Raw genomic sequence first — 25,258 nt, forward strand, 5'->3', positions numbered from 1 at the left:
GGAGAAGTCGTCTCGCTAACGCGGTAATTTGCTCCCAATGATGAAGGTCGGCATCATGTGCTCGAGCTTGGGCTCGATGGTTTTGCGATCCGCCGTCGGGTAGACCAGCTGGAACGTGGCAAATCGGTCCGTGGTGGTGACGGTTCGTTGGAAGAACGATTTGCCATGAACGGTGCCCGCCAGCGAAAAGGCATTTGCCGTTTTTTCGGTTTTGCCAGAAAGGATGGTGCGGCCCGTCTCGGGATCGTCAGCCTTGTCGCGTTCGAACATCGAGTCCAGCGTGGTGGCCGGCGGCTGCAGGTAGCCACCGCGCATGGTCAGCTCGAGCTCCCCTTTGCGGATGGCGCCGTCGACGGCCACGATGTCGCGGAGCTCGTTGGGAATGCACAGCGCGTAACCCACGCTGGTGTCCACGTACGGGACGAGCCCGGACGAGCATGGCATGGGTGGCGGCACCGGTGCAGGGGCGCTGCTCGGTGCCGCGCTCGTCGAGGCGAGGGGTGGCGGCGCCGAGACCACGGAGGGTGAAGCCTTCGTGGGCGCCGACGACGACGCGACGGGCGTGGCTGCGCGGGCCGGCGGCGATTCGGCCGGCGCGCGAAAGGCGAACCACACGACGCCGAGGGCCGCGGCGCCGGCGAGCGTGATCCATAGGAAGGGGCTCTTGGGCGCCGGCGCGCGCGCAGGTACATCGACCGAGGCCATGGCCGTGCTGATCGAAGGATCGGGTCTGAGTCCGTCGACTCGAGTCGTATCGGGCACGCGCAATGACGGCACGGTGGGTGCGAGCGGATCGACCGGCACCTTCGGACGAACGGCGGTCACGGGTTGCGCGGCCAACGCATCGACGATGGTCGTCGCTTTCGCCGCGAGCATCAGCGCGTCCCAAAAGTCGCCCGCGGTCCCGTAGCGCTCCTTCGGGTCGACGGCGAGTGCGCGAAGCAGCACCTCCTCGATGGCATCCGCCGCAGGTCCCACATCGACATCGAGCGCACGCAACGTCGGCCGATGCTGAACGTTGCTCGATGCCACGAACAGCTGCGCGCTGTCGCCTTGCATCGCCGAATGGCCCGCGACCATCTCCACGACGATGAGGGCCAGCGCAAACACGTCGGTCCACGGCCCCGTGGCCCCGAAGCGCCGATCGAATTGCTCCGGCGCACCGTAGCGCGGTGTGAAAGCGTGGAGTGACATCCCCGTCGCCTCGTGCGCGCGCTGCAGATCCGTGGACTCGCCGAGGACCTTCGCGATGCCGAAATCGACGACCTTGATGATCCGCTTGCCCGCGACCGTGCACAGAAACAGGTTTGCCGGCTTGATGTCCCGGTGGGCGATGCCCTGCGCATGCGCCGTGGCCAGCGCGCGGGCTGCCGGCTCGAGCAACGCCAAGGTCTCCTCCAGGCTCCGCGGCGGCAGATCCTTGCGCGAGCGCGCGCGAAGTTCGTCATCGAGCGACTCGCCCTCGAGCCACTCGAGCACCAGGTACGGTGTCCACGTGCCGTTGGGCGACGTCGTGGCGCCCACGTCCAGCGCTTGCACGATGTTGGCGTTTGCCCGCGAGAGCCGGTGCAAGAGCTTTCCCTCGTCGAGGAACGACTGCAGAAAGCGCTCGCGTTCTTCCCCCGCCAGCTTGCGCGGAATCTTGAGGCACTTGATGGCCACCGCGTCGTCGAGGCCCTTGTGGTGCCCTCGATACACGACCGCAAATCCGCCCTCGCCGACCACCTTCTCGACGTCGTAACGACCCTCGAGCGCGTGGCCGATCCACGCGAACGGGTCGTCCGGATCCGAGGCTATGGGCGATGAAGCTCGTTCGACCATGGGCATCTCATACCACGGCGCCGTTCAGATCGGCCGCGATGCGATCGGCAAAGCCGCGGTCGCTGCCGCGTGCGCTCGCGGCCATGCGAAAGAGACCGCCCGGGTACGTTCCTGCACGCAAGGGTACGCCTCCATTTTTCCAGAGCGGCTGCCATGCGATATAGCCTTGCGCGGGGGAAAACCACCGGTTGTCCTCGCGCCATGCCGAACCGGTGCGGTACGCCAGCACGAGGCTCGTGCCTTCGTCGCCGGCGAGCGACCACGGCCCGAACCCGGCGACGTCACCTTCGCGACGAAGGTTCTCCGCGTCGCCGACCCAGGGGAAGATCGTTTCAAGCCCGGCGGCGCTCTCCCAAACGGACGTCATCTCTCCGGCGACGTGCCAGGTGAACGCTTGATCGATGTGCTCCTCGCCGAAGGTGAAGGTCCAATCGAGGGTCACCGGCTCGTTGCCCATCGGAATGCCCTTCAGCGCGAGGCGCGCACCATCCGCGCTGGCCTCGACCTGCACCGGTGCACCTGGCCGATCCGTCACGCCGAAAGCCCCCACCGACAGGTACGGCCCCGTCGCGCGGAACGACGATGCGAGAAGCTCACGCGGTTCGGCGCCGGGAAACTTCGCCACGAATGAGCGCAGCGCCGCCCGAGGCGCCACCTGCACGATGGCGCGGTACGCAGGGCGGTTCACCGTCACGTATTTCACCGGCTCCCAACGCAGCCGCGCGAGGTAAACGCCGCCCTGGCCCCAGCCGGCGGCGCTCGCGTACCAGGTGCCATCGGCATCTTGCACCACCTCCGCGGCGTGCGACGCGATCGCTCCGACCCGCTGCGAAGGTTCGAAGTGAAACGGGTCGTCGCTGAAGTACACGGCCGTCGACGAATACGCATCGCGCGGCCCGATGAAGAGGTAATACCCGCCGTCCCTCGCGACGACGAACGGCGATTCCGTCGGGCCGCCAAAGGTTCCACTCGAGGGATCCCGAAATGCGATGCGCCGCTCCCCGAAGTGGTGCAGATCCTTGCTCGTTCGGTACGCGACCACGTGCGCGCCGCCGGAGGGCTCGAGCGTGGCGGTGTAGTACATCACCCAGCGATCGCCGACGCGGATCACCATCGGATCGCGCGCATCGAAGCCATCCTCGAAGAGTGGCTCGGGGGCGCGCGTCCACGTCCAGAGATCCGTCGATGTGGCCAGGCGGATGCGGTAGCGCGCGTGATCCTCGCTGCCGGCGCAGTAGAACATGTAGTACGTGCCCTCGTGCAGCAGGATGTACGGCGCCCAGAGTAGCGTTTCCCCGTAGGCGGGATCCGCCACCAACGCTGGAGGCTGCTTCTGCCATGGCCCATCGGCCAGGGATGGCGACGTCGCATGCGCGAAGGACTTCTCGTCGAGCGGCGCAGCCGGCTCCGTGTGCGTGATGCCGAACAGATGCCACGTGCCATCCGGTCCTCGGATGAATGCGTGGTCGTTGATGTACCAAGGCTCGGATTCGCCGGCGCTCGGATCGTAAATCCGGAAGAACGGATCCGATGTCACCTCGTACTCGTTCGAGCAGTTCATGGCTTCATGGTAACGTCTGTGGCCGTGAACCATCGCGCGGAAGACGCTGCACACTGGCTCGAGGGCAAGACGACGGAGATGGAGGAGGCGCTTCGCCCTTTGGTGGAGCAAAATTCCTTCACCGACAATGCGGACGGTGGACGCCTCGTGGGGGCGCGGCTGCGCGAGCAGACCTTTGCCATCCACGGGCTCCGTTGTGCGGTGCATCCGAGTTCTCGTTATGCCGATCACCTGGTGTTCTCGAGCGACGGCGCTGCAGGCGCTTCGCCCATCGCGCTGGTGGGGCATCTCGATACGGTGTTTCCGCCCGGTACCTTCGAGGGCTACCGCCGCGATGGGTCGCTCGCGCGCGGTCCCGGCGTGCTCGATATGAAGGGCGGGCTCGTCGTGGTGGCCTTTGCGCTGCGCGCCGTGGCCGAAACCGCGGGGCTCGATGCGATTCCGCCCGTGCGCCTGGTGATCGTTGCCGATGAAGAGGTGGGCTCGCCCGAAGGGTACGCCATCATTCAGGCGGCCGCGCGTGGATCGGCGTCGGCGCTCGTCTTCGAGGCCGGTCGCAAGGCCGACGCCATCATCACACGCCGCAAGGGAACGGCGGGCATCACGGCCATCGCCTCGGGCAAGGCCGCGCATGCGGGGGCCAACCACCGCGACGGCATCAACGCCATCTGGGCGCTTTCGCGCTTCATCGACAAGGCGCAAGGCTGGACGGACTACGATCGCGGCATCACCGTCAACTGCGGCAAAATCAGCGGAGGGCAGGGCAAGAACACGGTGCCTGACCACGCCGAGGCCCTCTTCGATGCGCGCTTCGTCTCGAATGCCGACGCCGATCGTCTCGTCGCCGCCTTCCACGAGGCCGCCGCCCAAATAGGAGAGGCGGGGAGTGACGTCGCCGGTGCGAGCATTCGGATCGAGGGCGGCATCGCCCGCCGCCCGCTCGAGCGCACCGATGCCAGTGCCGCGCTTCTTCGGGCATACGGCGACTGCGCCCGCGTGTCCGGTTTGGGCGACGGCGAGGCCGCGCTCATCGGCGGTGGCTCGGACGCGAGCACCACGGCGGACATCGGCATCCCGTCGATCGATGGACTCGGTCCGCGCGGCACCGGCTTTCACACGAAGGACGAGCTCATCGAGGTCGACACCCTCGTTCCCAAGGCCCAGGCCCTCGCGCGGTACCTTCTTGCCGTCCTGGCGGTGATGGTCCTCGCCGGTTGCGGCCGCGCACGGACGCCCGAGGAGGAACCCACGCCCGAAATACGCGTCGTTCCGGGCGCAGCGCAGCGCTCTCTCTGGATAGGCCACGGCGTGGATGCCGGCGTGACGGATGCCGGCGACGCCGGCTGACGGCTGGGACGTGATAGCGTCCGGCCGTCATGGCCAAAGGGAAAGATAGCGTCACGGTTCTCGCGTACGCGAAGTGCTCCACCTGCAACAACGCCCTCAAGTGGCTCAAATCCCACGGGATCGAGCCGGAGGTGCGTCCCATCGTCGACGCGCCGCCCACCTCCGCCGAGTTGGCCAAGTGGATCCCCGCGAGCGGCGTGGGCGTGCGCAAATGGCTCAATACGAGCGGCCAGAGCTACCGTGCCCTGGGCAAGGCCAAGTTCGACGCGGCCTCGGACGCCGAAATCGCTCGGTGGCTGACCGAAGATGGCAAACTCGTCAAGCGTCCCGTGCTCGTGAAAGGCTCGCAAGTGCTCGTCGGCTTCCGAGAAGAAGCCTACGCAGAGCTTTTCGGATGAATCGGGCTTGCGATTATGAGCGGTTCGACTAGCTTGGCGCCCGCTTCACCGAATCGAAAGAAGCACGGGGCGTAGCGCAGCCTGGTTAGCGCACCAGACTGGGGGTCTGGGGGTCGGTGGTTCGAATCCACTCGCCCCGACTGTAAAAAGTCGGGTTCCCATCCGCGGTAGTCCGAGTTCGTGAAGAGGGTTCCACCTCTTCACACTCCTGCCCATCTCGAGAGCGGCCCAGTGATTGGGTCATGCGACCGAATCCTGTCGGAATTCGGTGGCTCGGCACGAAGCGGGGGGCGCCGAGCCCACGCCGACTTCGGCGACGATCTCGCGCAGGACCGCACCGTTGTAGTGGTCGCGGACCTGCGCGTAGATGCAATTCTTGATGGCGTGCGAGCCAAAGCGGCTCTTTTCGATGTCCGCGTCCATGCCCAGGTGCACCACGCGCTTGCCGCGTTTCCGCGCGCGCACCACCATTTGATAGAGCGCCTGCCGGTACGCGCCGTGACTGAGCACGTAGCGGTAGTCGAACCCGCACAAAAACGGTGCGTAGTGCTCGCCGTGCACGTGGGCGGCATACCAGGCGATGGGCAGGCCATCGGCGGGGCCTCCCGCGGACGCCGGCAAGCGCAACGTCACCACCTCCCAGGCGGGCGACGCGAGAAACGCCGCCACCATGCTCTCGGGCAGCTCGTACACGTTCAACCGCCGCTTGCGCGTGGCGACGTTGCGGTAAAGGCGCCACAAATGAGCCTGCTCCGCCGCATCGAGCGGTTCGCCTCGATCGCTGCCCACGCCGTGGCTCCGCACGTCGAAGAGTGCGGCGCGCTCGATCTGCAGGCGTAAGTGCTGTCGCTTTCGCTTGGACAGGGTGGCGGCGAGCTCGTTCTCGTCCTTCCACCGGATCTCGAGCCGGTGTGAATCGAGCATCGGCATTTTGACGAAGCCGCGGTCGAGCATGAAGGCATCCATCTCGGCGTCGCCGTCGGGCATGTCGCGCAGCATGAACATGTTCGCCTGCACGGCCTCGTACTGCTCGTGGCCGAGGTGGAGCATCCAGTCGAGCGCCGCCCGCCACGGGCCGCGCCGGTCGAGGTAAATATGGTTGCCCTCGGACAGGGGCGATCCGGTCATGATGACCTCGGACGAGAGAAAATGCGGCTGGCGCGTGCGCCGTGCCTCCACGGCCTCCGACACCTCCGCGCGCATCAACATGTCGTCCTTGTTCAGGCTCTGCGTGAAGTGCGTGACGCAAACGGGGTTTCCGTTTTGCTCGCGGATGACCACGTACCAGAATTTCCAATTGTGCTGCGGCTCGCGCTGATTCGAAAAAAGCTTCTCGGCCGTGGCCATGGCGTCCCAGCTGCAGGCGCCGACGCCTCCGAGTGTCCGGTTCCAAAGTGCGCGATCCACCTCGTGGATCGTGTGGCTCACTTGGACCATCAGCGGGGCACTCATCACCGGCGGGCGCGACGAAGCGCGCTCGTACACGCTGCTGCGAAGCGATTCCGACGGAACCGCGTGCTCGAACATGCCATCGAGCTCGTGCCGCGACAGGCCTTCTTCCTTCAACACCTCGGGCACGTGACGGGCGAGTGCGGAGACCACCCGTTTCACGTCCTCCGGCGTGTGCGCACTGGTCAGCGCCAGGCGGATGCCCGCGCGCTTCATCGGTACCGAGGGATAGATCGAGACGTTGACGTACATACCCTCGGCCATCAGCCGCTCGGCCACGGCGAAGGCCACTCGGGGTAGCCCGAGCCGCATGTAGAAGATGGGCGATTCATTTTCGACCAAGAGCGGCAAGCTCGCGTCCTTGATGAGGCGATTGCACAGGTCCACCCGCTCGCGCAGCTCGCTCTGGCGCTCCACGATTTCGTCCGATAGATGCACGCGCGCCGATGCGAGCGCCGCGCCCAGCATGGGCGGCTGCAACGGTCCCGAAAAGAGCAGCGGTCCACCGCACATGCGCACCCGCTCCCGTTCGCGGGGATCGGCGAACACCGCCACCGCGCCGCCTGCCGCAAAGGCCTTCACCATCGAGGTGACCAGCACGATGCGTGGACTCAGCGGCATGCGCGACAAGAAGCTGCCGCGCCCGTGCCGTCCCGCCCAGCTCATACCGTGTGCGTCGTCGACGTAGATGCGCACGTTCGGCGCGATGTCCAAAAGCTGACGCAGAAGGCGCGCCGGCGCGAGATCGCCGTACATGCTGTAGACGCCATCGCACGCGAACCACACCGTGCGCATGCGCCGCGCGAGCCGCGCCACCAGATCGCATGCGCGTTCCAGCTCGCCGTGGCGCACGACCTCCACGCGCGTGCCGGCCGCCCGCGCGAGGGTGGCGCCGACTTGCACGCTCTGGTGCACTTGATGATCGAGAATCAACGCGTCCTTCTCGCTGGCCAGCACGGGAAGCACGCACTGATGGCCCAACGTCGTGGTCGGAACGACCAGCGCGTGCCCGTCGAAAATCTCCGAAAGCCGCGTTTCGAGCTCCTCGTACGCGGGCGCCGAAAGGTACCCGCGCGACGAGGAAAACTGAGTGCCATAGCGATCGACGGCATCGTGCACGCCCTGCACCAGCGCGGGATGGTTCTCCAGCGATAGGTACGAACACGAGGAGAACGACAGCAGGTGCTTGCCGTTGACAGTAACCTGACGGTCAATCAACGCGGCATCGGTGCATTGTTGAAAGAAGAGCTTCCGCCGGCGTGCTTCACCGTGAATCTCTTCGACGATCTGCAAGTGCTCGGAAGCTTCCATGTTCGGCTCTCGGTAAGCAACAGCGTTGGCTGTGGCGAAAGAATGGAGCCCCCCATCGATCCATCGACTATTGGACCGATGAGGTGACGAGTCGAGTGGACGCATTCACCAAAAAGTGAACTGCGATATGCCCAGTGTCACTCCAACATCGATGTTTCAGAAATTGCAAATAACGTTGAACCGATGTTGGTTCGCTGGACGAATCGCTGTTCAGCGTCCACGTCGCCCCGTGATGGCTCACTTCTCTCTACGTAAAACGGAGCCGCTTCCCTAGGATCAAAGAAGCCGGAGAAATGCGACGATGTCTGACGCTTCTTGATCGTCGATCTCGAAGTCCGGGTTCTGCAGACCCACGGCGGTGATGTGGAAGAACCTCTGGTAATGCACCATCAGTTCTTCCAGCGTTCTCGCCGAGTTGTCATGGAAGTACGGCGCCGTATTCGCCACGCCCCAGAGCGTCGGGATCTTGAAGATCGACGCGGTGCTGCCCGGGTTGATGGTGCACGCTGCCGGATCGTCGATGCACGGATCGCCGGTGATGATGGTCCTCCCCGGGTCCGGAGTGCGGATGGTCCTCACGGTGTGATCGGGCATCTCGAAGTGAAAGGTGTACGCCGGGTAGCCGTTGGCATTTAGCTCACTGGAGAAGTTGCCCGCGATGCGCCGATTCGGACCTTCGATGGGGTTGAACACGTTGGTTGTGTTGAGCAGTGGTCCGCTGTGGCACATCGCGCACAAACCGTCGGGAGCATTGCGCTGCTCGAAAAAGCGCCGCCCTCGGCGTTGCGCGGGCGTGATGCCGCGCGGGAGCTCGGGCGGGGGCCCGCCTTCGGCGAAGCGTTCGAGATGCCGGTCGGTGAACAGCGTTCGTTGAAACGCTGCCATGGCATCTGCCTCCGCTTGCGTGGGCAACCGACCCGGCTCGTCGTGCGTCTGCACGGCGGTGATGGCTTGATGGGGAAGGTCCGCGTTCTCGCGGCCGTCGTACATGAGACGATCTTCGAACGCGATGTTGCGAACACTCGGGACGGCACGGCGAAGGACGACGACGGTGCGGCCCTGCGCGTCCACGTAGACGTTGTCGTCCCGCTCGTCGACGGTGACGTTCGGCGGCAAGACGAAGGGAATGCGAAACGTCGCATCGCGAAGGAGAAGGGAGTAATCGTTTCCCTTGCCGTCGTTGCTGTCGATGCTTCGAAAGAGGGGATCGCGGGGTCGGTGCCGATACACCCTTCGAACTCGTTTGGGGTCGATGTCCGTCTCGTGGCCCGCGTGGCAGGTGGCGCACGTGCGGCCGTTCCCCAAAAAGGTTTCGTCTTCGAACAGTGCCTCGCCGTCTGGCGGCGGGAGCCCCGTTCCTGCTCGTGGGGGTGATGCGGCGTGAATACTAGCCAGGGCGGTGAGGGTTACGAGATACGGCAAAGCTAATTTGTGAAATCGACGCAATCGGGGCAATGGGAGGCCTCATTCGGGAATCCAGGGCTGCAGCTCGGATGGCGCGAGCAGGATGCCATCTTTTTCGAGCAGCCGTCGCAGCCCATCTTTCGCGTTCTTCACCTCCGGTGGAAGACTCTCCAACGCCATGTCGATCGTTTCACACGTGCGAAACGTTTTCGCGAGCCCCATGACCGTCAGCAAGGCGCGGTTGGCCGTGCGAAAAAGGCTCGCCGCAATTCCTGTCCCCTCGATAACGCTGAATGCGGTGGAGCAAAGCTTCAGGCTCGGGGTGCCGTGCTCCTTGAGGGCCGCACGGACGTGCGGCCCGGGGAAGGCCAGGCCTTCCGGAAAATCCATGATGAGCACGAGCGATGAGCGCAGTCGATCGTGGCGGTGTTGCATTTCGCGCCGAAGCGCCAAAGCATCCTCGATCTCCACGGTCGTCCAGACGACCACGCCGACACGATCGATCCAATAACTCCGGTACATGGATATCCCCGCCGAACTCCCCCAATAAGCAAAACGATCGAGAGTGTAACGTTTGAGAATCGAAAACCAATGCCGTTCTTGTCGTTACACGGCAGCGCTTTAGGTTCAGGTTCGCCGAGAGATTGCGCTTCTCGGTACCAAAAGAACATCGCCTGGGGACGCCGCGCCAGATGGTGGCGCGCGATAAACGCATTTATCCCCAACGTGGGAACTTACGCTCCAAATCGAAGCTCTTGATTCGAAACGTAACCTCCCGCCGTAACGTTATCGCTGATCGTGCCAAAGCAGCATATCGAGTGTCCCGGATTCGCGAAGCCATGGTTGGTCGTGCGGGCCGGGGAGCACGCGGAGGCTAAGGAGCCTAGGGCGGATGGAGCGTTTGCCAAGCTCTCGTGCGAGGGCCTCGTTTCCGAGGCGGAATGGATCGCGTGAGCTGGTCGCAAGGTACACGTCGCGCGGACCGACGCGGGCCATCGCTTTGGCGAATCGCTCCGCGTAGCGCGCCGCCGATGCTTCGCCGATCGCGCTCTGTACGCCGCCGCAGGCACCGAAGGCTTCGGGGCGGCGCAAGAAGATCTCCAGCGAGAGGTATCCGCCCAGCGAGCATCCGTCGATCTCGGTGTGGGCTGCGCTTGCGTCGGCGAGGCTCGACTCAGCGCGAGCGTGCGGCACCACCGTTTCGACGATCCATCGCGCAACCTCGTCGAGCGACGTCCGCGTCGCGTGCACGTTGGGCAGATACGGGCAGGCGATGGCGAATCCCCCGAATGGCTTCGCGCCGAGCTGTGCATTGATCTCGGCCAGCCGCGCATCGGTCATGTCCTCGCGTCGCGACGTGCGCGTGACCGGCGGATGACGCAGGCGCCCATAGGCCGTTCCCAATCCATAGCGCTCGATCCATGCGTAAGCGCCTGCGCGCTCGTCCGTGGTTTCTCCAAGGCCGTGCAAGAGAACGAGCAGCCGCGCGGTCGGACTGCCGTTTGCCCCATTGGAGAGGTGTTTCGGCAGAAACAGCGTCATTCGTTTCGAGAAGGTTCCAGGCAGGCGAAGGTCACGCATCTCGAGATCGTCGCCCAGCAAGGCCGACGCCGACGCCGACGGCACCCCCGCCAACGAGAGCCCGGCAAGCTGACAGAATGTGCGGCGCGCAATCATCGGTCGAGGGACGATACTTTACGCTTCTGTAGTCCGATATGAGGCGTGACGATGTCGATCTTTCTCGTTCGAACGCACTTGTATCGTTTTCCGCACGTGCGTAGTCTCTTCGTACCTTTGCCGTGAAACCCGCTTTCGTCGCGGACGATGGCGGGCAGGCTCAAGCCCCGCTTGCGGGGCGTACCTGCGGGTGCAATGGCCGGGCTGTAACAGCGAATTAAGAATCGCCAAGCGAACCTCAAAGGAGGTCCTACATGTCGTTGCGTTTTCGCGCCTTTCGCGTGAGCGGCGCCGTTGGTGTCGTTCTTTCGTCGTGCCTTTTTGCCTGCTCTTCTTCTCCGTCTTCTACGTATTCCGGCCAATCCGAGAAGGTCGAAACCTCGGAAAGCATGGTCACTGCAGCGACCATCGAGAATGCGGAAAGCGCACAATCCAATGGGGAGCGTGAGTCACGCGGGCACCGCCATCGTGGGACGTTGGTTCAATTCGGGACACTGGATCAGCTCAATCGCGGAGTGCTCGATGGCCCCGCAACGGCGAAGGACGTAGGGCGCAACGGCGATTTCGGGGTTGGTACGTACAACGCACTCGACGGCGAGATGATGGTGCTCGACGGCGTCGTTTATCGATTTACGTCCGACGGCGTTCTGCGCGTCGCCCACCGGAACGATCCCGTGCCCTTTGCGGCGGTCACCGATTTTCGGCCCGACTCTCATTATGTCGTCCAGTCTCCGCTGGCGAACTACGAGGCATTGCGGACGTTCGTGACCAATGCCGTTCCGGACCAGAACCGTATGTTCGCCATCAAGGTGCACGGATCCTTTGCGTCCATCAAAACGCGTGCACCTCGCCGACAATCGATTCCGTATCCGCCGCTCGCCGAGGCGGTAAAGACGCAGGTGGAATTCACGAATACGAACATCCGCGGCACCTTGGTCGGCTTCCGGCTACCCACCTACCTCGGCACCGCCAACGCTACCGGTTACCATTTCCACTTCGTGTCGGACAACCACCGCGCGGGCGGGCACGTTCTCGATGTGGCGCTCGACTGGGCGACCGTGGAAGTGGAGGCCCTCGATCGTCTCGAAATGACCGCTCCGATTCCCGAGGAAGATTAATACAGGGCTTGCGATGAGCTGCCGTTTCGGGGGATTCTCGGGGCGTGCGCCTTATCCACGTTGCAACGTTCTCGGCCCTCTCCCTCGTCAGCGTTTCCGCGTTCGCGCAGGCACCCGCAGGTCCCGCCAGTCCCGCGGGCGGCGACAAGGACGCCGCCCGACGGCACTATGATCATTGCCTCGAGCTGTTCAACACGGAGGCCTTCGACTCGGCCCTCGCGGAATGCGAGAAGGCCAACCAGCTCGCGCCGAGCTACAAGATTCTCTACAACATCGGCCTGATCCATCGCGAGTTGAACGACTTCTCGCAGGCGTTGAAGGCCTTCGAGCGCTACCTCTCCGAAGGTGGCACCGACATTCCCGACGCGCGCCGCGCGGAGGTCGACAAGTACGTGTCCCAGCTCAAAGGGCTGGTCGCCAACCTCGATGTCCGCGTGAACATCCCCGGTGCCGACGTGTCGATCGACGACGTTCCCGTGGGGAAGGCGCCGCTCGGACGCGTCCGCGTCAACCCCGGCCATCGCAAGGTCACCGCCACCCGCGAGGGGTATGCCCCCGTGACCAAGGTCGTGAACATCGCGGTCGGCGAAAATGGGGACGTCGAGCTCAGTCTCACCAACCTTGGTGCCGCCGCCCCCAAGGGAGCACTCGCCGCAACGCCGGTCGAGTCCACCGAGCCGAACCCCTGGACCACGCGCGCGTGGGTCGGGTGGGGCGTGACCGGAGCCCTGGCCATCGCCACGGGCATCACCGGCTACCTGGCCCTGGACAAATCGAACAAACTTTCCGACGCCCGCAACACACCGGATCCCGATCCGAGCAAGATGGATTCGCAGAGCAAGGACGTAAAGACGTTCTCGATTGCGTCCGACGTTCTCCTCGGCGCCACGATCGTCGGCGCCGGCGTATCCACCTGGCTGACCGTCAAAGCCGTTACATGGAAAGGCGAGGGCGCCTCCAACAAGGAAGCGCCCTCCGTCAGCCTCAACGTGACGCCCTTCGGGGTCGTCACGCAGGGCAAGTTCTAGCTCTCGTTTCCGCGTCCTGTTACGGGCACTTGCCGGTGTCGATGGCACCCTGCATGCTGCCCGCTTTGGCGTTGTAGTAGTAGCCCGAATTGTTGAACCCCGAGCTGTTGCTGTTGATGCACCAGACCTGGATGTCGCACGGCGCATCGCCCGTCTTCGTGTCGAAATCGAGGAGCCCCGAGGCGCCGTTGAAGTCGATTCCGCCGCCACCCGCCAGGGTGTTGAGCGCGTCGGGGATCTTGTTCAGACCGACGTCGATGGAGACGTTGTTGGGCGGAAGGATCTTCGGGAAGGCTTTCGCGATGGCCGAGCCCGTGAGGGGCGATTCGCTGGCTGCGGCAATGCCGAACGCGGTGAAGTACACGGCGTCGTAGGCGAAGGGAACCAGCGGAACGAAGGGAACGCTGGCGCCGGCGCCATTGTAACGCAGCTTCAGTTTCTCCAGGTTGGTGCCTTCCGTCTGCGCGACGTGGCCGAGAACTCGGTGGCGCAAATCCGCGTTGCTCCCAACCAAGTCGAGCAGCGATTGCGCCTGGAAGTTCGAATTCGCCAGCAGGTAACGCGGCCGGTAACATTTGTTGGCCGTGGGGCCGCATCCGGGTTGCTTCCAGTTGTCCGGGTTCTCGATGGGCTTCATGATCTTCGTCACCACTTCCGCGGTCGAACCCGCGGTGATGACGATGTGCGGCTGGAAGGTCGAGTACATTTCGGTCGCAAACTGCGTGTACTTGGCCTCGGACCCGCCGGGATCGGCCAGCGGATCGCCGTAATTGTATTCCTTGAAGTAATTGCGATTGCCCTCGGCCGTGGCCCTGGCACCGTTGAACTCGAGATTGTCGATCACGACCTGCGCGATCGCACTGCCGGCCGCGTCGCCACGGTGCACGATGGCCACCTTGATCTTGTCCGTCGACTGCAGGCCCACCTCGGTCTTCAGCGTGGCCTCCATGTTCCGCGTCACCGCGGGCACGACTTGCCCCTGGATGATATCGCTGGGGACCATGCGCCAGACCAGACGCGGGTCCGCGCTCGGAAGGCTGGTGACCAGCGGGCTGGTCGATGCCGGCGTGACCAGGAGCACGTGCTGCGGAATCGTGACGTTCTGGGCGACCTTGATGGTCGTCGAGCTGTAGAAGCCGCCCAAGATGGCGGGCACCTTCAAGTCGTTGACCAAGTGATTCGCGGCTTTGACCGGATCCGAATTGGCCGGGGCGGCGGCATTTTCATCGCAATTCACCAGGACCAGCGGCCGGCGGCCACCGCCGCTGGTGAGCGGCGGAAGTCCCGAGACGGCGTCGCGGAAGTCCTGCCGCGCAAAGTTGAAAGCGACCTCCATCGCTTGCCCGATCGGGCCCGCCGTTCCGGTTCGATCGAGAATCGTCCCGAGGATGATCGCATTGTCGTTGGCCAAGTCGGCGGGATCGGCGAGGTAGGCCGGACACTCCGCGGACGTGAGCTTCGCGCACGTGAGGTCGGATTTGCGGCACGTCCACGGCTCGCCGGGGTGCGCATCGAGGCAGTCTTGGTTCTTCTTGCAATCGCCCCCAACTTGGCCGCCCGAGGTGACGCAATAGTGGGACGATGTGTTGCACGTCGCATTGGCGAAGGCCGGTCCGCGTTTGGTGCAGTCCGCGGTGGTGTCGCACTGCGCGGTTTCGGAATCGACGACGATCGAACAATTGAAGCCCACGGTCGCCAAAGCAAGTACGAAGACGCTGGTACCAAGCCTGCGTCGCCCAATCATGCGCATAGTCAACCTCACCGTATTAAGTGTCATTTCCACGGATCCGCGGAATCGAGAGACGTCTTTGGCTGCCGCTTGCGTGTTGCAGGCGCGGTCGAAGAGGACGAAGCCGCCGGTGCAGCGCTCTGCGTGGCGGACGGGGGAGGCTCGGGCGCCCCTGTGACCGTGGCCGCTGCCGCACTCTTGCTCTTCGAGCGCGATGGTCCCCGGGTGGGTGCATCCTTCTTGGACAGCGTGTACGCCATGGCCAGGTCGTCGCGATCGAAGACGACGTAGTCCGACTCGGGCTTGAACCCCGGCGCCTCGATTTCGAGTCGATGCGATGCTCCGTCGCGGGCCACCTGGCCATCCCCGGAAAACGATGCCCCATCGAGCCGGATGTTCGCCGTGGCCGGCGTCACCGTCACGCGAAGATGCGCCTTGTCCGCCGCGGGCTTCGCCGGTGCCGACGACGCCGGCGGTGCGGCACTCGCCACGGCGACGGGCGCAGGTGCCGGCGCGGCCGAAGGCTGCCCCACCATTTTGTACGCCGTGAATCCCAGCGCCGCCGCGGCAACGCCGAAAATAGCCCCCACGGCATGCCGCCGAATCGGCGAGGGCGGAGTGGACGCGCGCGTGGGGTGCGATGCGAACGGCGAGGAGCTTCCCTGCGAACTCGACGATCCGGACGACGTGTTCGACGGGCTGCTCGGCAGCGCGCGCGCCCCCGAGAGGCTCGGTATCGAGGGCCCCGACGTCGTCCCTGCCGAGTGCCCCGTCGCGAGCACGGGGATCTCCGTGCCCGAGAGCCCCTCGCGCACCCGCTGGTCGATGGCCGCGCGCACAATCGCGCGCCGCTCTTCGAAGAGTTGGCCCACGAACTGCGAAAGCTCGCGCGGCTGCACCCGCGCGGCGTGCGTCTCCAGCGCTTCCATCATCTCCGCGGCGGTCGCGAACCGTTCCTCCGGCCGCCGCGCGAGGGCACTCTGGCAAATCGCGAGAAGCTCCGGCGAGGCGTTGGGGGCAGCGTGGGCGATGTTCGGGATCTCGCCCTTTGCCAGCTGCATCAACACGTCCGTCTCGGCCACGTCTTTCCAGAGGCGGGTACCTGCGAGTGCGTGCCACATCATCGCCCCGATGCCGAAAATGTCGGCGCGCCGATCGATGGGGATGCCCAGCGCCTGCTCGGGGGCGATGTAGCGCAATTTGCCCTTGAAGGTGCCGCTTCGCGTTTCGTTCTTCGAATCGGCTGCTTTGGCGATACCGAAATCGAGCAGTTTGACCACGCCCTCGTAGGTCACGAAGACGTTGTGCGGTGTCATGTCACGATGAACGATGGCGAGCGGCGAACCGTCGAAGTCGGCCAGCTCGTGTGCAAAATGGAGCCCGCGAAGCGCCTGGGCCAGAATATGCAAATAGAGCGGTAGCGGCAGACGGCGCCCCTGCTCGGAGAGGCGACGGGTGATGTCGTGCAGCGTCTGCCCCTCGAGGTACTCCATCGCGATGTAATGCGCGCGGCCATCGAACCCGATGTCGTTGGTCTGCACCACATTGGGATGGTTGATGCGTGCCGCAATTCGCGCCTCCTCCAGCAACATGGGGAGGAATTCCGGATCGCCGGCAATATCCGACCGGAGCTGCTTGAGCACAACGAGTTTGTTGAAGCCCCCGAGCCCGCGGCTGATGGCAAGGTAAACCGTTGCCATTCCGCCTCGCCCTAGTTCGAATATTGGCTCGTACCGAGCATCCGCGGGGAGCGGCGCTGCCTGATCGATCAATGTTCACCCCTCGACTGCATGCTTCACCTCCCCGCGCTCCACAGCGCACCATAAAGCAAGATGGCGCGAGTGGAATGCCCTTTCCGAGCGTGATTGCATGTGGGTGACGTTGAAGTAATGTTTCGTGTCCACCCAACCTGAAATATTCTTGCGGCTCGTGTGAATCTTGAAGCTTGTGCGGATGGACACCTGCCGGTAGCGTTCCGTGCTCGTGACAGGGGTCGTGGCCAACGAGCTGCCAGTGGCAGCGGGCAAGTATCGTCCAATACTCGAATTGGGCCGCGGTGGGATGGCCGTGGTGTACCTCGCGGTGGTGCGAGGGCCTGCAGGATTCAACAAATTGCAGGTGATCAAGCAACTTCGCCCCGAGCTCGCCGGCGAGCCGGACCAAGTTGCGATGTTTCTCAACGAAGCCCGTGTATCGGCCAGAATCAACCACCCCAACGTCGTGCAGATCAACGAGATCGGCCGCGAGGGCGACGCCTACTTCATGGCCATGGAGTACGTCGATGGGCAGACCCTCGAGCGCATCTTCCGTGCCGCGAAGGGCGACATTCCACTGCGACTCCATTTGAAGGTGATCGCCGAGGCCCTCGCCGGCTTGCACACCGCCCACGAGCTGAACGACTTCAACGGCACCCCCCTCGAAATCGTCCACCGGGACGTATCCCCGCACAATATTTTGGTCGGCTACGAAGGGGAGGTGAAGGTCGTCGACTTCGGCATCGCCAAAGTGGCCGGCTCCCGCTCGGAGACTCGCACCGGCGTGTTGAAGGGCAAATTCACGTACATGGCCCCCGAGCAATTCCTCGGGCAGAAGATCGACCGCCGCACCGACGTGTTCGCGGCCGGCGTGATGCTCTGGCAGGCGGTGACGAAGCGGCGCCTCTGGGGACGCGAGGTGAACGAGATCGAGGTCTACCGCCGCGTGGTCGAATCGCGCATTCCGAGGCCGCGCGAGGTGAACGCCGCGGTTCCCGCCGTGCTCGACGACATGGTGATGAAGGCGTTGGCCACCGATCCCGCCGCCCGCCACCAAAGCGCCGACGAGCTTCGCGCGGCCATCGAGGATTACCTCGCCGCGGAGCATGCACATGCCACACCGCGCGAGCTTGGCGCTCTGGTGAGTACACACTTTACCGAAGAGCGGCGGGCCATCCGCGCGGCCATCGAGGAGCGCATGCGCGGAGCGGCCCTTTCACGGGACGGCGTGCCCAGTGTGCCGCTCTTGCAGTCGCTGCTGCCCGCATCGATCCGCGACGAGCGCCTCTCGTCGTCGATCATCACGGGGCATTCGCAGTCGCTCTCCGAGGCGCCGTTTCTCGGGAGTCATCTTGCAGAGCGTGCACCGTGGTACCGATCGCCGCGCGTGATCGGCGTGGTGGCCTTGGCGGCCGCCGCGGGCGCGCTCGTCCTGTGGCGGCCGTGGAATCGTTTGGGCACGGCGAAAGTGGTGGATGCCGTGGCGGCGGCGCCGTCGCCCTCGAGCGCACCGGCGCCATCGTCGAGCAGCGCAGCACCGGCATCGACCTTGACGGAGCTCACGGTCCACGCCGCACCGCCCGGCGCGAAGATCTTCGTCGATGGCATCGAGGTGGAGGAAAATCCGTTCGTCGGGAAATTCGTCCGCGACGGGGCGAGCCATCGCGTGCGCGCGGAGGCGTCGGGGTTTGCGTCCAAATCGGTGCGGGTGGAGTTCTCGTCGGAGACGGCGTCGCTCGATCTCGCGCTGGAGCGGCAATCCAGCGCGCCGAGACGGGACAAAGGGGAGCGCGCGGCCCCGCAAACGGCGGCGGTCGCGCAACCCGCGCCGCCGGCGAACACGCCGCCGGCGGCACCATCGGGGGCCGCCAAGCCCGCGGGCTCGGACGATCCGTGGGCCAAGCGAAAGAAGCCGGCCTTCGATTCGTCCGATCCGTGGAAGTGATCACCCGGTGGCGGGGGCGGCGATGAGGCGTTGCACCAGGTCGACGCGGTTGGTGACATCGAGTTTGCGATAAAGCCGCCGCACGTACGTGCGAACCGTGTTTTCACTGAGGTTCAGCACGGCCGCGGTGTTCACGCAGCTGTACCCATCGGCGAGCAGCCGCGCGACTTGCTGCTCGCGTTCCGAGAGGGACGTGGGGATCGTCTGCACCTGCGTTTGTGTTTGCGGAGGCGGCGGCACCTGAATGCACGCGCGTTCGCGCCGCAGGTGGAGCACGTGGGTGTGCAGCATGGTGAGCGAGGACAGCGCAGGTCCAATCTGCTCGAGGTGTTGAACATCGCCGTCGTCGAAGCGGGCATCGTCGCTTCGTCGTGCGAGTCCGGCCATTCCAAAGAGTGAATCGCCCAGACGTAAGTAGAGGAGCAGCGCATTCCCATTCGACGGAACGAGGGGATACGCACCTTCGAGGAAAGTGGGCGATTCAGCCAGGGTGCTCGCGGCGATGCAGTAACGGGACGACGTGTAAGCGAAGGCAATGGGAAAGCGAAATGTGTCGGCCAGGGCCTGAGGGCACTGATTCGGAAGCTCGGTGAAGCTCCCGTCGACCGAGTGGAGTCCCTCGACGTGGCCTTCACTCTCCGCCGAGGCGGCGAAACAGAAGGCGATGGGCGCTCGTACGGTGTGTCGCAAGGCGAGCAGGATGTCTCGCCGAATATCCGACTGCATGGTTTCCTATCTCCATCGTGGGCTCGTCCCACGCGAAAATGCGTCAGAATGCGACTGCACGCGCAATGCCATCTCGCGACGGCGCAATCGATGACCGGCCATAGGGATGTTGCGCGGTCTTTGCGTATAGAAGGCGGGGGGGATGGTCCCGCGGCGGTCCCCCAGGTTGCAGGTGTTGCACTGTTGCACCCTGTTGCGCTGGCACTGGGGTAGGCATTTGGCGCTCCCGGCCGGTCCACCGGGAAAAATAGGGATATTTCGCCAGGTGCAACAGGTGCAACAGCGGCTCAGCAATTGTTGCACCCGTGGTATCTTCCGTTGCCTCACGATTGATCGAAATTCCGGTAGCTTGCTCCGCACCTGCTTGTCGCCCAATCGGGCGACGTCGATGGCGTGCACCTTGCTCTAAGCCCCGGCGCTCCGGTTCGATGCTCCGAAACGCGCGAACAAGCAGCTTTTCCCACTCAAGGTGATACTGCGCGCGTTCAGGACGCAAGTCCCTCAATTTGGTCTTGTTGGTTTACGAAGTGGAAAGGGAGGATCCTCTCATGCGACATCTCTATTCGGTATTTGCGCTCGCCGCTTCATCGGTCATCGGCCTCATGGCCTGCGCGAGCGAAGCTCCGCAGATCGACGACGACGAGACGCAAACGCCCGGTCGGAAGATGCGCGTCTTGGGTGGAGGAGGGGATGATGAGAAGTCCAACGGGCTGCCCGCGGAAGCGCTGAAGCCGGCGGCGTTCGATCTCAGCGCTGCACTCCGTCAGGGATTGTGGAAGGCGCCGCTCGCCAAGCTGCAGGCCTTGGCTGACGAGCCGACGTCGTCGGGCGATGCCATTCGCAAGTCGTTGCAGACCAAGGAAACGCGGGCCCTGATGAACTACATCGTTTCGTGCGCACTGCCGCCGGAAGAAGTCGTGAAGTACGATCCGCACGACGGAACGCACGTCGTTTGGCGCGGTGGTCTGGGCCTTTGCCCCGAGTGGCAGACCAACGATAACGTTTCTTGTCGCGATACGGTCTCTTCGTGCGTCGTCGCGCGAACGAATGCTTTGGCTGCACACATTCCCATCTCCATTCGCGGTCCCGCGGGGTTCTCGTTGGAACTCTCGAAGCAAGTCGGCACGCAGCGCAATTATCGCGAGAAGGTTGATGCGTACGACGACAACGGCATCCCCCTCGAGAGCTTCGAGGCATGTTCGGGCGGGGAGGCCTACGGGGACGTCACGCGAAAGTGTGGTTGGCAATCGCTCTACGTGGGGCGCTGCCAGGCGGGAAGCACCATCACGGTCACGACGCCGGATAGTTATTGCGCAAATGGCCCCGCCGTGATGGTTCGCGCTTGCAAAGGTATCTACGGTTGCCAGAGCGGCGGCCCGAATCCGTCTCATCCCTACAGCGAGGCATTTCCGGATGGGGGCCCCGGATGCGCGAATGGTAAGGGCGCCAAGCTCGCGTTCAAGTGCGAGCCGAACGGACCGAAAGTTGGTGGTGTCCCAACGGGGTATTTCAGCTTGATGCTCGCGCCGCAAGATCCAAAGGAAGCCGTCGACGCAGCGTCCGTTCCGTTGAACTTCGATGTATCGGGTGCGCCGCCATCCTCACTCGCATATCCGGCGAGCGAGGAGCAGGTGTTTACCTACCCTGAAGGAGGCTTCTACGGGGACCTTTCCTACGACGCGACCGACAACGAAAAGAAGCGTCGGCGGGGAAGGGAGACCCTTCATGGCAAGATGTATGCGTGCTTTAGCGGTATCTGGCAGAACGGGATCGCGCAGCTCTCGGAACGCCTGTGCGCGATTCCGTCTTCCACGACGACGTGCTTCCAATACACGCCGGGAGCCTGCTACGCGTCGCAAGGCAATCGTTGCGCTGTCGGAGCACCCATCCCCGGTCCCGCGTACGACGATTGCAAGGAGACCCAACCCACCACGAACACCTGGAAGGAGCCGATTACCGTCTTCTTGAACGGGCCATGCGATCTCGCGAGCAAGCGTAGCGATGCTTGTGCCGTAAAACGGCAGTGAAATGCCGTGAGTTGATGGGGGGCACTATCGTGTGCGCCCGATCAACTTTCGCATCTCGCCGACGGCCGGGACGGTTTCGTCAGCAACCGACCACGCTTCGATCACCTTTCGAGCGAGCAACCGCGCTCGCTCGAAATCGCCGTGCGCGGCTGCGCGTCTCGCCGCACGAACGTCGGCGGGCGCGGCACCGTTGTAACGGTTGCCACCCGATTCCGCCGCGACGGATTCCAACCGTTGCACGAGTTCCTCATCCCCGGAGCGCTCCAAGGCTTCTTCCATCGCTCCGGAAAACACTCTCGCAAAGACTCCGGGATCTCGAAGAAGTGGTTTCCACGCCTTTGCGGCAGCGAGGAGATCTCCGTGGGCATAGCGTTCCGCTCCTTCCGTCGCGACATCCGTCAACGGAAGAATTCCCCCGGACAAGTGACTGCGAAGAGCACGAAATCGGGTAAAGCATCGCTGCGACACGCGCTGCGATGCGCGCATGCAGATCGCCGGAATCCGCAACGGCACCGTCACATTGTCGTCAAGTGGCGAGGGATCAGGGTCCAGGAATCGCTCGACGATGAGATCGGCCGTTTCCGCGGCTCGGCCCAGGACGTCACCGATTTCGAGAGCATGCCAAGCAATTTCGAAGCGCTGGACATGGACCCAGCCGGTATCATCCGGTCTGATCTCCATGGCTCGCCGTGCACGTGCCAGAGCCGCGCCAAAGCGCGCCTCACTGGCGTCGACCTGTACGAGGAGCAGATCGCTTTCGACTTTGAGGACGGGGTAGCTGCCGGTCCCCATGGAGAGCGCCATCGTACGAACTTCTTCACGCTCACCTTGGGTGAGCAAGTTGTTTGCGAGAACGTCCGTAACGTAAGCATTGTACGGCGCCAATGCGTAGGCACGCCGAGCGTATTTGGTTGCCAATTTGGGGTCGCTTCCCCCAAACGCGGAGGCAATCCATCCGTTTTCTTGCCAGGGTAGCCAGGCCTGTCTCGCGTCGATGACGCTGTCGATGCTCGCGGTATCTCGTGCGACGGACAAGAGCTGTCCCCACGGCGCGCAAAAGCCACCGAGAGGGTTCTTTGGGTCGGCCTGCACCGCCAGGTGCGCGAGATCCGATGCTTGCTTTGGATCCGAGCCTTGAACGAGGCACGATAGGGTTGCCGCGAGAACCGAGCGACCCAGTGGAGTCTGCTCGCGCTCGAAATCGGCGCGTAGACGCGATACCACATCTGGATCGGGGCTAAGACGGGCGTAGTGCTGATGGAGCGCGCGTGCAGCCAAGGCTCCAGATGAAGCCGTCTTCGCGTCAATGGGCGGGAGTGCTACGGGCTGCGATGGAATACCGAGTGTGTAGGCGCATCGCCATCGCTCGCTCGCCGCCACTTCCGCGGCACCGCTGCTCGGAGTTGCGAGCTTCGCGCACTCATCGGACAGGGAGCCGGCGTTTTGGTGGATCGCCATCCCAATGTCGAGTAGGTCGAGTGCGGCGTTGATGTCCTTGGCGCGCGACCATTCGACGAACGTTGGATCCAGCTCGCGCGCTTTCGGGAGCAGGTCGGGCGAAACGAGAGGCGCCATGGCCTGCCGCACCGCCTCATAGAGCGCGCGTCCCTTCCCATCGGCGTGTCCGAGTTCGGAGCCATCCGGCCGGCGTAGCACCAATGTGGTGTGGAACCCGGCAGGATCTTTCGTCACCGTACCATCGATGTATGCAGCGGCGCGATGGCGTGCGGCTTCGAGGGATCTCGTCCGCGCGTCGGCTTGCCCATACGGGTCTTTTGGAAAGTGGTCGACGGGTTGAGCCGGTAGCGACAGTAGCTCCGCCGGTACGAGAGTGCGTAACGCACTTCCCCCGAGGATGACTCGGGCGCGTTCACAGACGGTCGCTGCGGCGGCGGCACCGAGCCAACCCGCGGGTTCTGGAACGCCCGACGCCTCGAGAACAGGACACGCGAGCACCGAGGTCTGTGCTGCGAGGGGGGACGCTGCGGGCATCGCCTCGGGGGCAGGAGGCAATCCGAAGGTCAAACCCGCGGCGCCCGCAATTGCGGCCGCGCTTGCGATCCACATCCACCGACTTTTTCTCCGGACATCGACGGTGGTACTCGGGCGGTGCGGTCTTGCCGTATCGGTGACGTGCGGTGCCGCGGACAGCTGCGAGGCTTGGGCGCTCACTGCCGGATCACTCGGCATGATGCTGGCGGTTGCCGTGGGCGCCATCCAGTCGGCCTCATCTCCGGCGACCTGGGTCGGATCGCCCACCGAGTCCGGTGGAACGTCGGCCGTGGCCGACGCTGCTGCCGGCGGCGACATGGAAGGCCTCGCCTCGGGCAGCGGATCGAGCCCCAACGCGATCGCAAGTGCACGCACGGCTTCACCGGTGCTCGCGAAGCGGCGCTCGGGATCCACGTGCGTCACCGTGCCGAACCACCCATCGAACGCCTTCGGCAGCTGCACCTGGCGATTCGAAGCGCGTACGCTGGCCGGGTCGATGGGCCCGTTCACCGTGGCCAGTGCAAAGGCGACCAAGTTGCTCGTGTGCGCAAACTCGTCCGCGAAATAGGCCTCGCCCACGAGCAACGTGTAGGCGATCATCCCGAAGGCATAGACGTCGGCGGCAGCCGTCACTTTGCCGCCGCGGCACTGCTCCGGCGACATGTACAGCGGCGTCCCCGCGATGGCCGTCGTGGCTCCCGCGCCGGCCTCGCTGATGAACTTTGCGACGCCAAAATCGAGCACCTTGACCCGCGGTTTGCCGTCGGGGCCCTCCGTCAGGAATAGGTTCGCGGGTTTCAAGTCGCGGTGCACGATGGATGCTTGATGCGTCCGATCGAGGGCCATCGAGACTTGGTGCAGGAAACGGAGGGCCTCCTCGGGTTCGACCCGGCCGACGCGTTTCAGCCGCCGACTCAAGTCTTCGCCCCGAAGGCGTTCCATCACGAAGAACGGAATACCGGTCGGCTCGTCGACGCCAGCGTCGAGGACGTCGACGATGTACTCGCTGCCCACGCGGGCCGCGACTTTCGCCTCCATCTTGAAGCGGTCGCGCATCTCCTCGCGCTCGACGATGTGCGCATGCATGATCTTCAACGCGCACGGCCGCTCGGTCTGCAGGTGCACCACTTCGTACACGCTGCCCATCGCGCCCGAGCCCAGTCGGCGGACGATGCGGTAGCGCCCTGCGAATAGAGAGCCTCTTTGCAGACCGAGCGACATCTTTAGGTCACGGAGAGCGTTGCGGTCGTGGAAGCCCCAAAGGACGCGTCTGGCACGACGGCCAGCCCTCTTTATACATGGATTTTGAGCAAGGGCACGGATCTGCTGGCGCGGCCGTGAAGCTTTTTCGGGGTCCGCAAAGTCGGGCAACGAGTTGTCGCATTTCGGCGACCGCGGGGACGGGTTCCTCGGCCACGGACCAGGCGTCGATGACTTGCGAGCGAGCTGTCGCGTACCAGTGAAATCTTCAGGGCCATCGAGCCGTTTCGACATCGGCGAACTCACGTTGGCAACCTGGCCGCCTCGGTATGGGAGCCCTTCCGCCCACCAGAGGCTTTGCAACCTGGAGAACGTCAGAGGTTGCGCTGCACACCCTAACCCGGACGCGTGCGCTCCCGTGGCGGGCATCCGGAGTAGCGGGAGGTGCCGATGATCGGGCTCGGCGTGGCGATAGGTGTGGTGCGAGTTGGGAACGAACGGCATCACTCGGGTGCGTTCGGATCGCATGCCGTGCAAAGGAACAATTCACCCCGCGCGCAAGACCGTGCTGTCGTTACGTCGCGACTCGGATTGTGGTCGTCGAAGGGCGTTCTTCGTATTTGGCTGTATTCGATACTGTGGATGAGATTTTGGGGTCGAGTCCTTGACGCGGATCTCGTTCATGTGAGGATGCCTTCGGACTGCGCGCATGCGCGGTCCATTGCGGCGCAATGTGCTGAATGCACCCTTTGCAATCCTCGGGTTGCACTT

The 25,258-nt window shown here is 64.2% G+C and carries 16 protein-coding genes and 1 tRNA gene; 7 read left to right on the forward strand and 10 right to left on the reverse strand.

Going from position 1 to position 25,258, the window contains the following annotated elements; all coding sequences use genetic code 11:
• Positions 1–15: 15 nt before the first annotated feature.
• On the reverse strand, positions 16–1,821 hold the full coding sequence (locus LVJ94_15660) for a protein kinase (GenBank protein ID WXB08667.1): 1,806 nt from the start codon (positions 1,819–1,821) through the stop codon (positions 16–18).
• Positions 1,822–1,828: 7 nt separating this feature from the next.
• Positions 1,829–3,382, reverse strand: a complete 1,554-nt coding sequence (locus LVJ94_15665) for a family 43 glycosylhydrolase (protein WXB08668.1) — start codon at positions 3,380–3,382, stop codon at positions 1,829–1,831.
• A 24-nt stretch (positions 3,383–3,406) separates the two neighbouring features.
• Here LVJ94_15665 and LVJ94_15670 point away from each other — a divergent pair, with 24 nt between their 5' ends.
• From LVJ94_15670 to LVJ94_15680, 3 genes are all read left to right on the forward strand, one after another.
• Entirely contained in the window at positions 3,407–4,729 is a 1,323-nt protein-coding gene (locus LVJ94_15670; GenBank protein ID WXB08669.1) for a M20/M25/M40 family metallo-hydrolase, read from the forward strand.
• 29 nt (positions 4,730–4,758) lie between these two features.
• Positions 4,759–5,127: a Spx/MgsR family RNA polymerase-binding regulatory protein gene (locus tag LVJ94_15675; protein WXB08670.1), complete on the forward strand. Its 369-nt coding sequence runs from the start codon at positions 4,759–4,761 to the stop codon at positions 5,125–5,127.
• 65 nt (positions 5,128–5,192) lie between these two features.
• Positions 5,193–5,267: transfer RNA gene (locus LVJ94_15680), tRNA-Pro, on the forward strand.
• Between the two features lie 100 nt (positions 5,268–5,367).
• On the opposite strand, the gene LVJ94_15685 is transcribed toward LVJ94_15680, so the two are convergent.
• The 4 genes from LVJ94_15685 to LVJ94_15700 all read right to left on the reverse strand — a co-directional run bounded on the left by LVJ94_15685 (position 5,368) and on the right by LVJ94_15700 (position 10,968).
• Complete coding sequence (locus tag LVJ94_15685) at positions 5,368–7,887, reverse strand: bifunctional aminotransferase class I/II-fold pyridoxal phosphate-dependent enzyme/GNAT family N-acetyltransferase (GenBank protein ID WXB08671.1); 2,520 nt, start codon at positions 7,885–7,887, stop codon at positions 5,368–5,370.
• A 276-nt stretch (positions 7,888–8,163) separates the two neighbouring features.
• Entirely contained in the window at positions 8,164–9,192 is a 1,029-nt protein-coding gene (locus LVJ94_15690; GenBank protein WXB10720.1) for a hypothetical protein, read from the reverse strand.
• 159 nt (positions 9,193–9,351) lie between these two features.
• Positions 9,352–9,813 carry a hypothetical protein gene (locus LVJ94_15695; GenBank protein WXB08672.1) on the reverse strand — a complete coding sequence of 154 codons (462 nt, stop codon included), beginning with the start codon at positions 9,811–9,813 and terminating at the stop codon, positions 9,352–9,354.
• 264 nt (positions 9,814–10,077) lie between these two features.
• Positions 10,078–10,968, reverse strand: coding sequence for a hypothetical protein (locus LVJ94_15700; GenBank protein ID WXB08673.1), 891 nt, complete (start codon positions 10,966–10,968; stop codon positions 10,078–10,080).
• 254 nt (positions 10,969–11,222) lie between these two features.
• Here LVJ94_15700 and budA point away from each other — a divergent pair, with 254 nt between their 5' ends.
• The gene (budA, locus tag LVJ94_15705) at positions 11,223–12,086 is read left to right on the forward strand and encodes an acetolactate decarboxylase (protein WXB08674.1); all 864 of its coding nucleotides are present in this window, start codon (positions 11,223–11,225) and stop codon (positions 12,084–12,086) included.
• A 44-nt stretch (positions 12,087–12,130) separates the two neighbouring features.
• Complete coding sequence (locus tag LVJ94_15710) at positions 12,131–13,114, forward strand: PEGA domain-containing protein (GenBank protein ID WXB08675.1); 984 nt, start codon at positions 12,131–12,133, stop codon at positions 13,112–13,114.
• Between the two features lie 19 nt (positions 13,115–13,133).
• On the opposite strand, the gene LVJ94_15715 is transcribed toward LVJ94_15710, so the two are convergent.
• Both LVJ94_15715 and LVJ94_15720 read right to left on the reverse strand, forming a co-directional pair.
• Complete coding sequence (locus tag LVJ94_15715) at positions 13,134–14,858, reverse strand: ABC transporter substrate-binding protein (GenBank protein ID WXB08676.1); 1,725 nt, start codon at positions 14,856–14,858, stop codon at positions 13,134–13,136.
• Positions 14,859–14,887: 29 nt separating this feature from the next.
• Entirely contained in the window at positions 14,888–16,543 is a 1,656-nt protein-coding gene (locus LVJ94_15720; protein ID WXB08677.1) for a serine/threonine protein kinase, read from the reverse strand.
• Between the two features lie 277 nt (positions 16,544–16,820).
• Here LVJ94_15720 and LVJ94_15725 point away from each other — a divergent pair, with 277 nt between their 5' ends.
• The gene (locus LVJ94_15725) at positions 16,821–18,542 is read left to right on the forward strand and encodes a protein kinase (GenBank protein ID WXB08678.1); all 1,722 of its coding nucleotides are present in this window, start codon (positions 16,821–16,823) and stop codon (positions 18,540–18,542) included.
• On the opposite strand, the gene LVJ94_15730 is transcribed toward LVJ94_15725, so the two are convergent.
• A complete protein-coding gene (locus LVJ94_15730; GenBank protein WXB08679.1) occupies positions 18,543–19,268 on the reverse strand; it encodes a helix-turn-helix transcriptional regulator in 726 nt (241 codons plus the stop codon).
• 548 nt (positions 19,269–19,816) lie between these two features.
• Between LVJ94_15730 and LVJ94_15735 the strand changes: the two genes are divergently transcribed.
• On the forward strand, positions 19,817–21,295 hold the full coding sequence (locus LVJ94_15735) for a hypothetical protein (protein WXB08680.1): 1,479 nt from the start codon (positions 19,817–19,819) through the stop codon (positions 21,293–21,295).
• Between the two features lie 24 nt (positions 21,296–21,319).
• On the opposite strand, the gene LVJ94_15740 is transcribed toward LVJ94_15735, so the two are convergent.
• On the reverse strand, positions 21,320–24,658 hold the full coding sequence (locus LVJ94_15740) for a serine/threonine protein kinase (GenBank protein ID WXB08681.1): 3,339 nt from the start codon (positions 24,656–24,658) through the stop codon (positions 21,320–21,322).
• Positions 24,659–25,258 lie beyond the last annotated feature (600 nt).

The organism is Sorangiineae bacterium MSr11367 (assembly GCA_037157805.1).
Lineage (GTDB): Bacteria > Myxococcota_A > Polyangia > Polyangiales > Polyangiaceae > Pendulispora > Pendulispora rubella.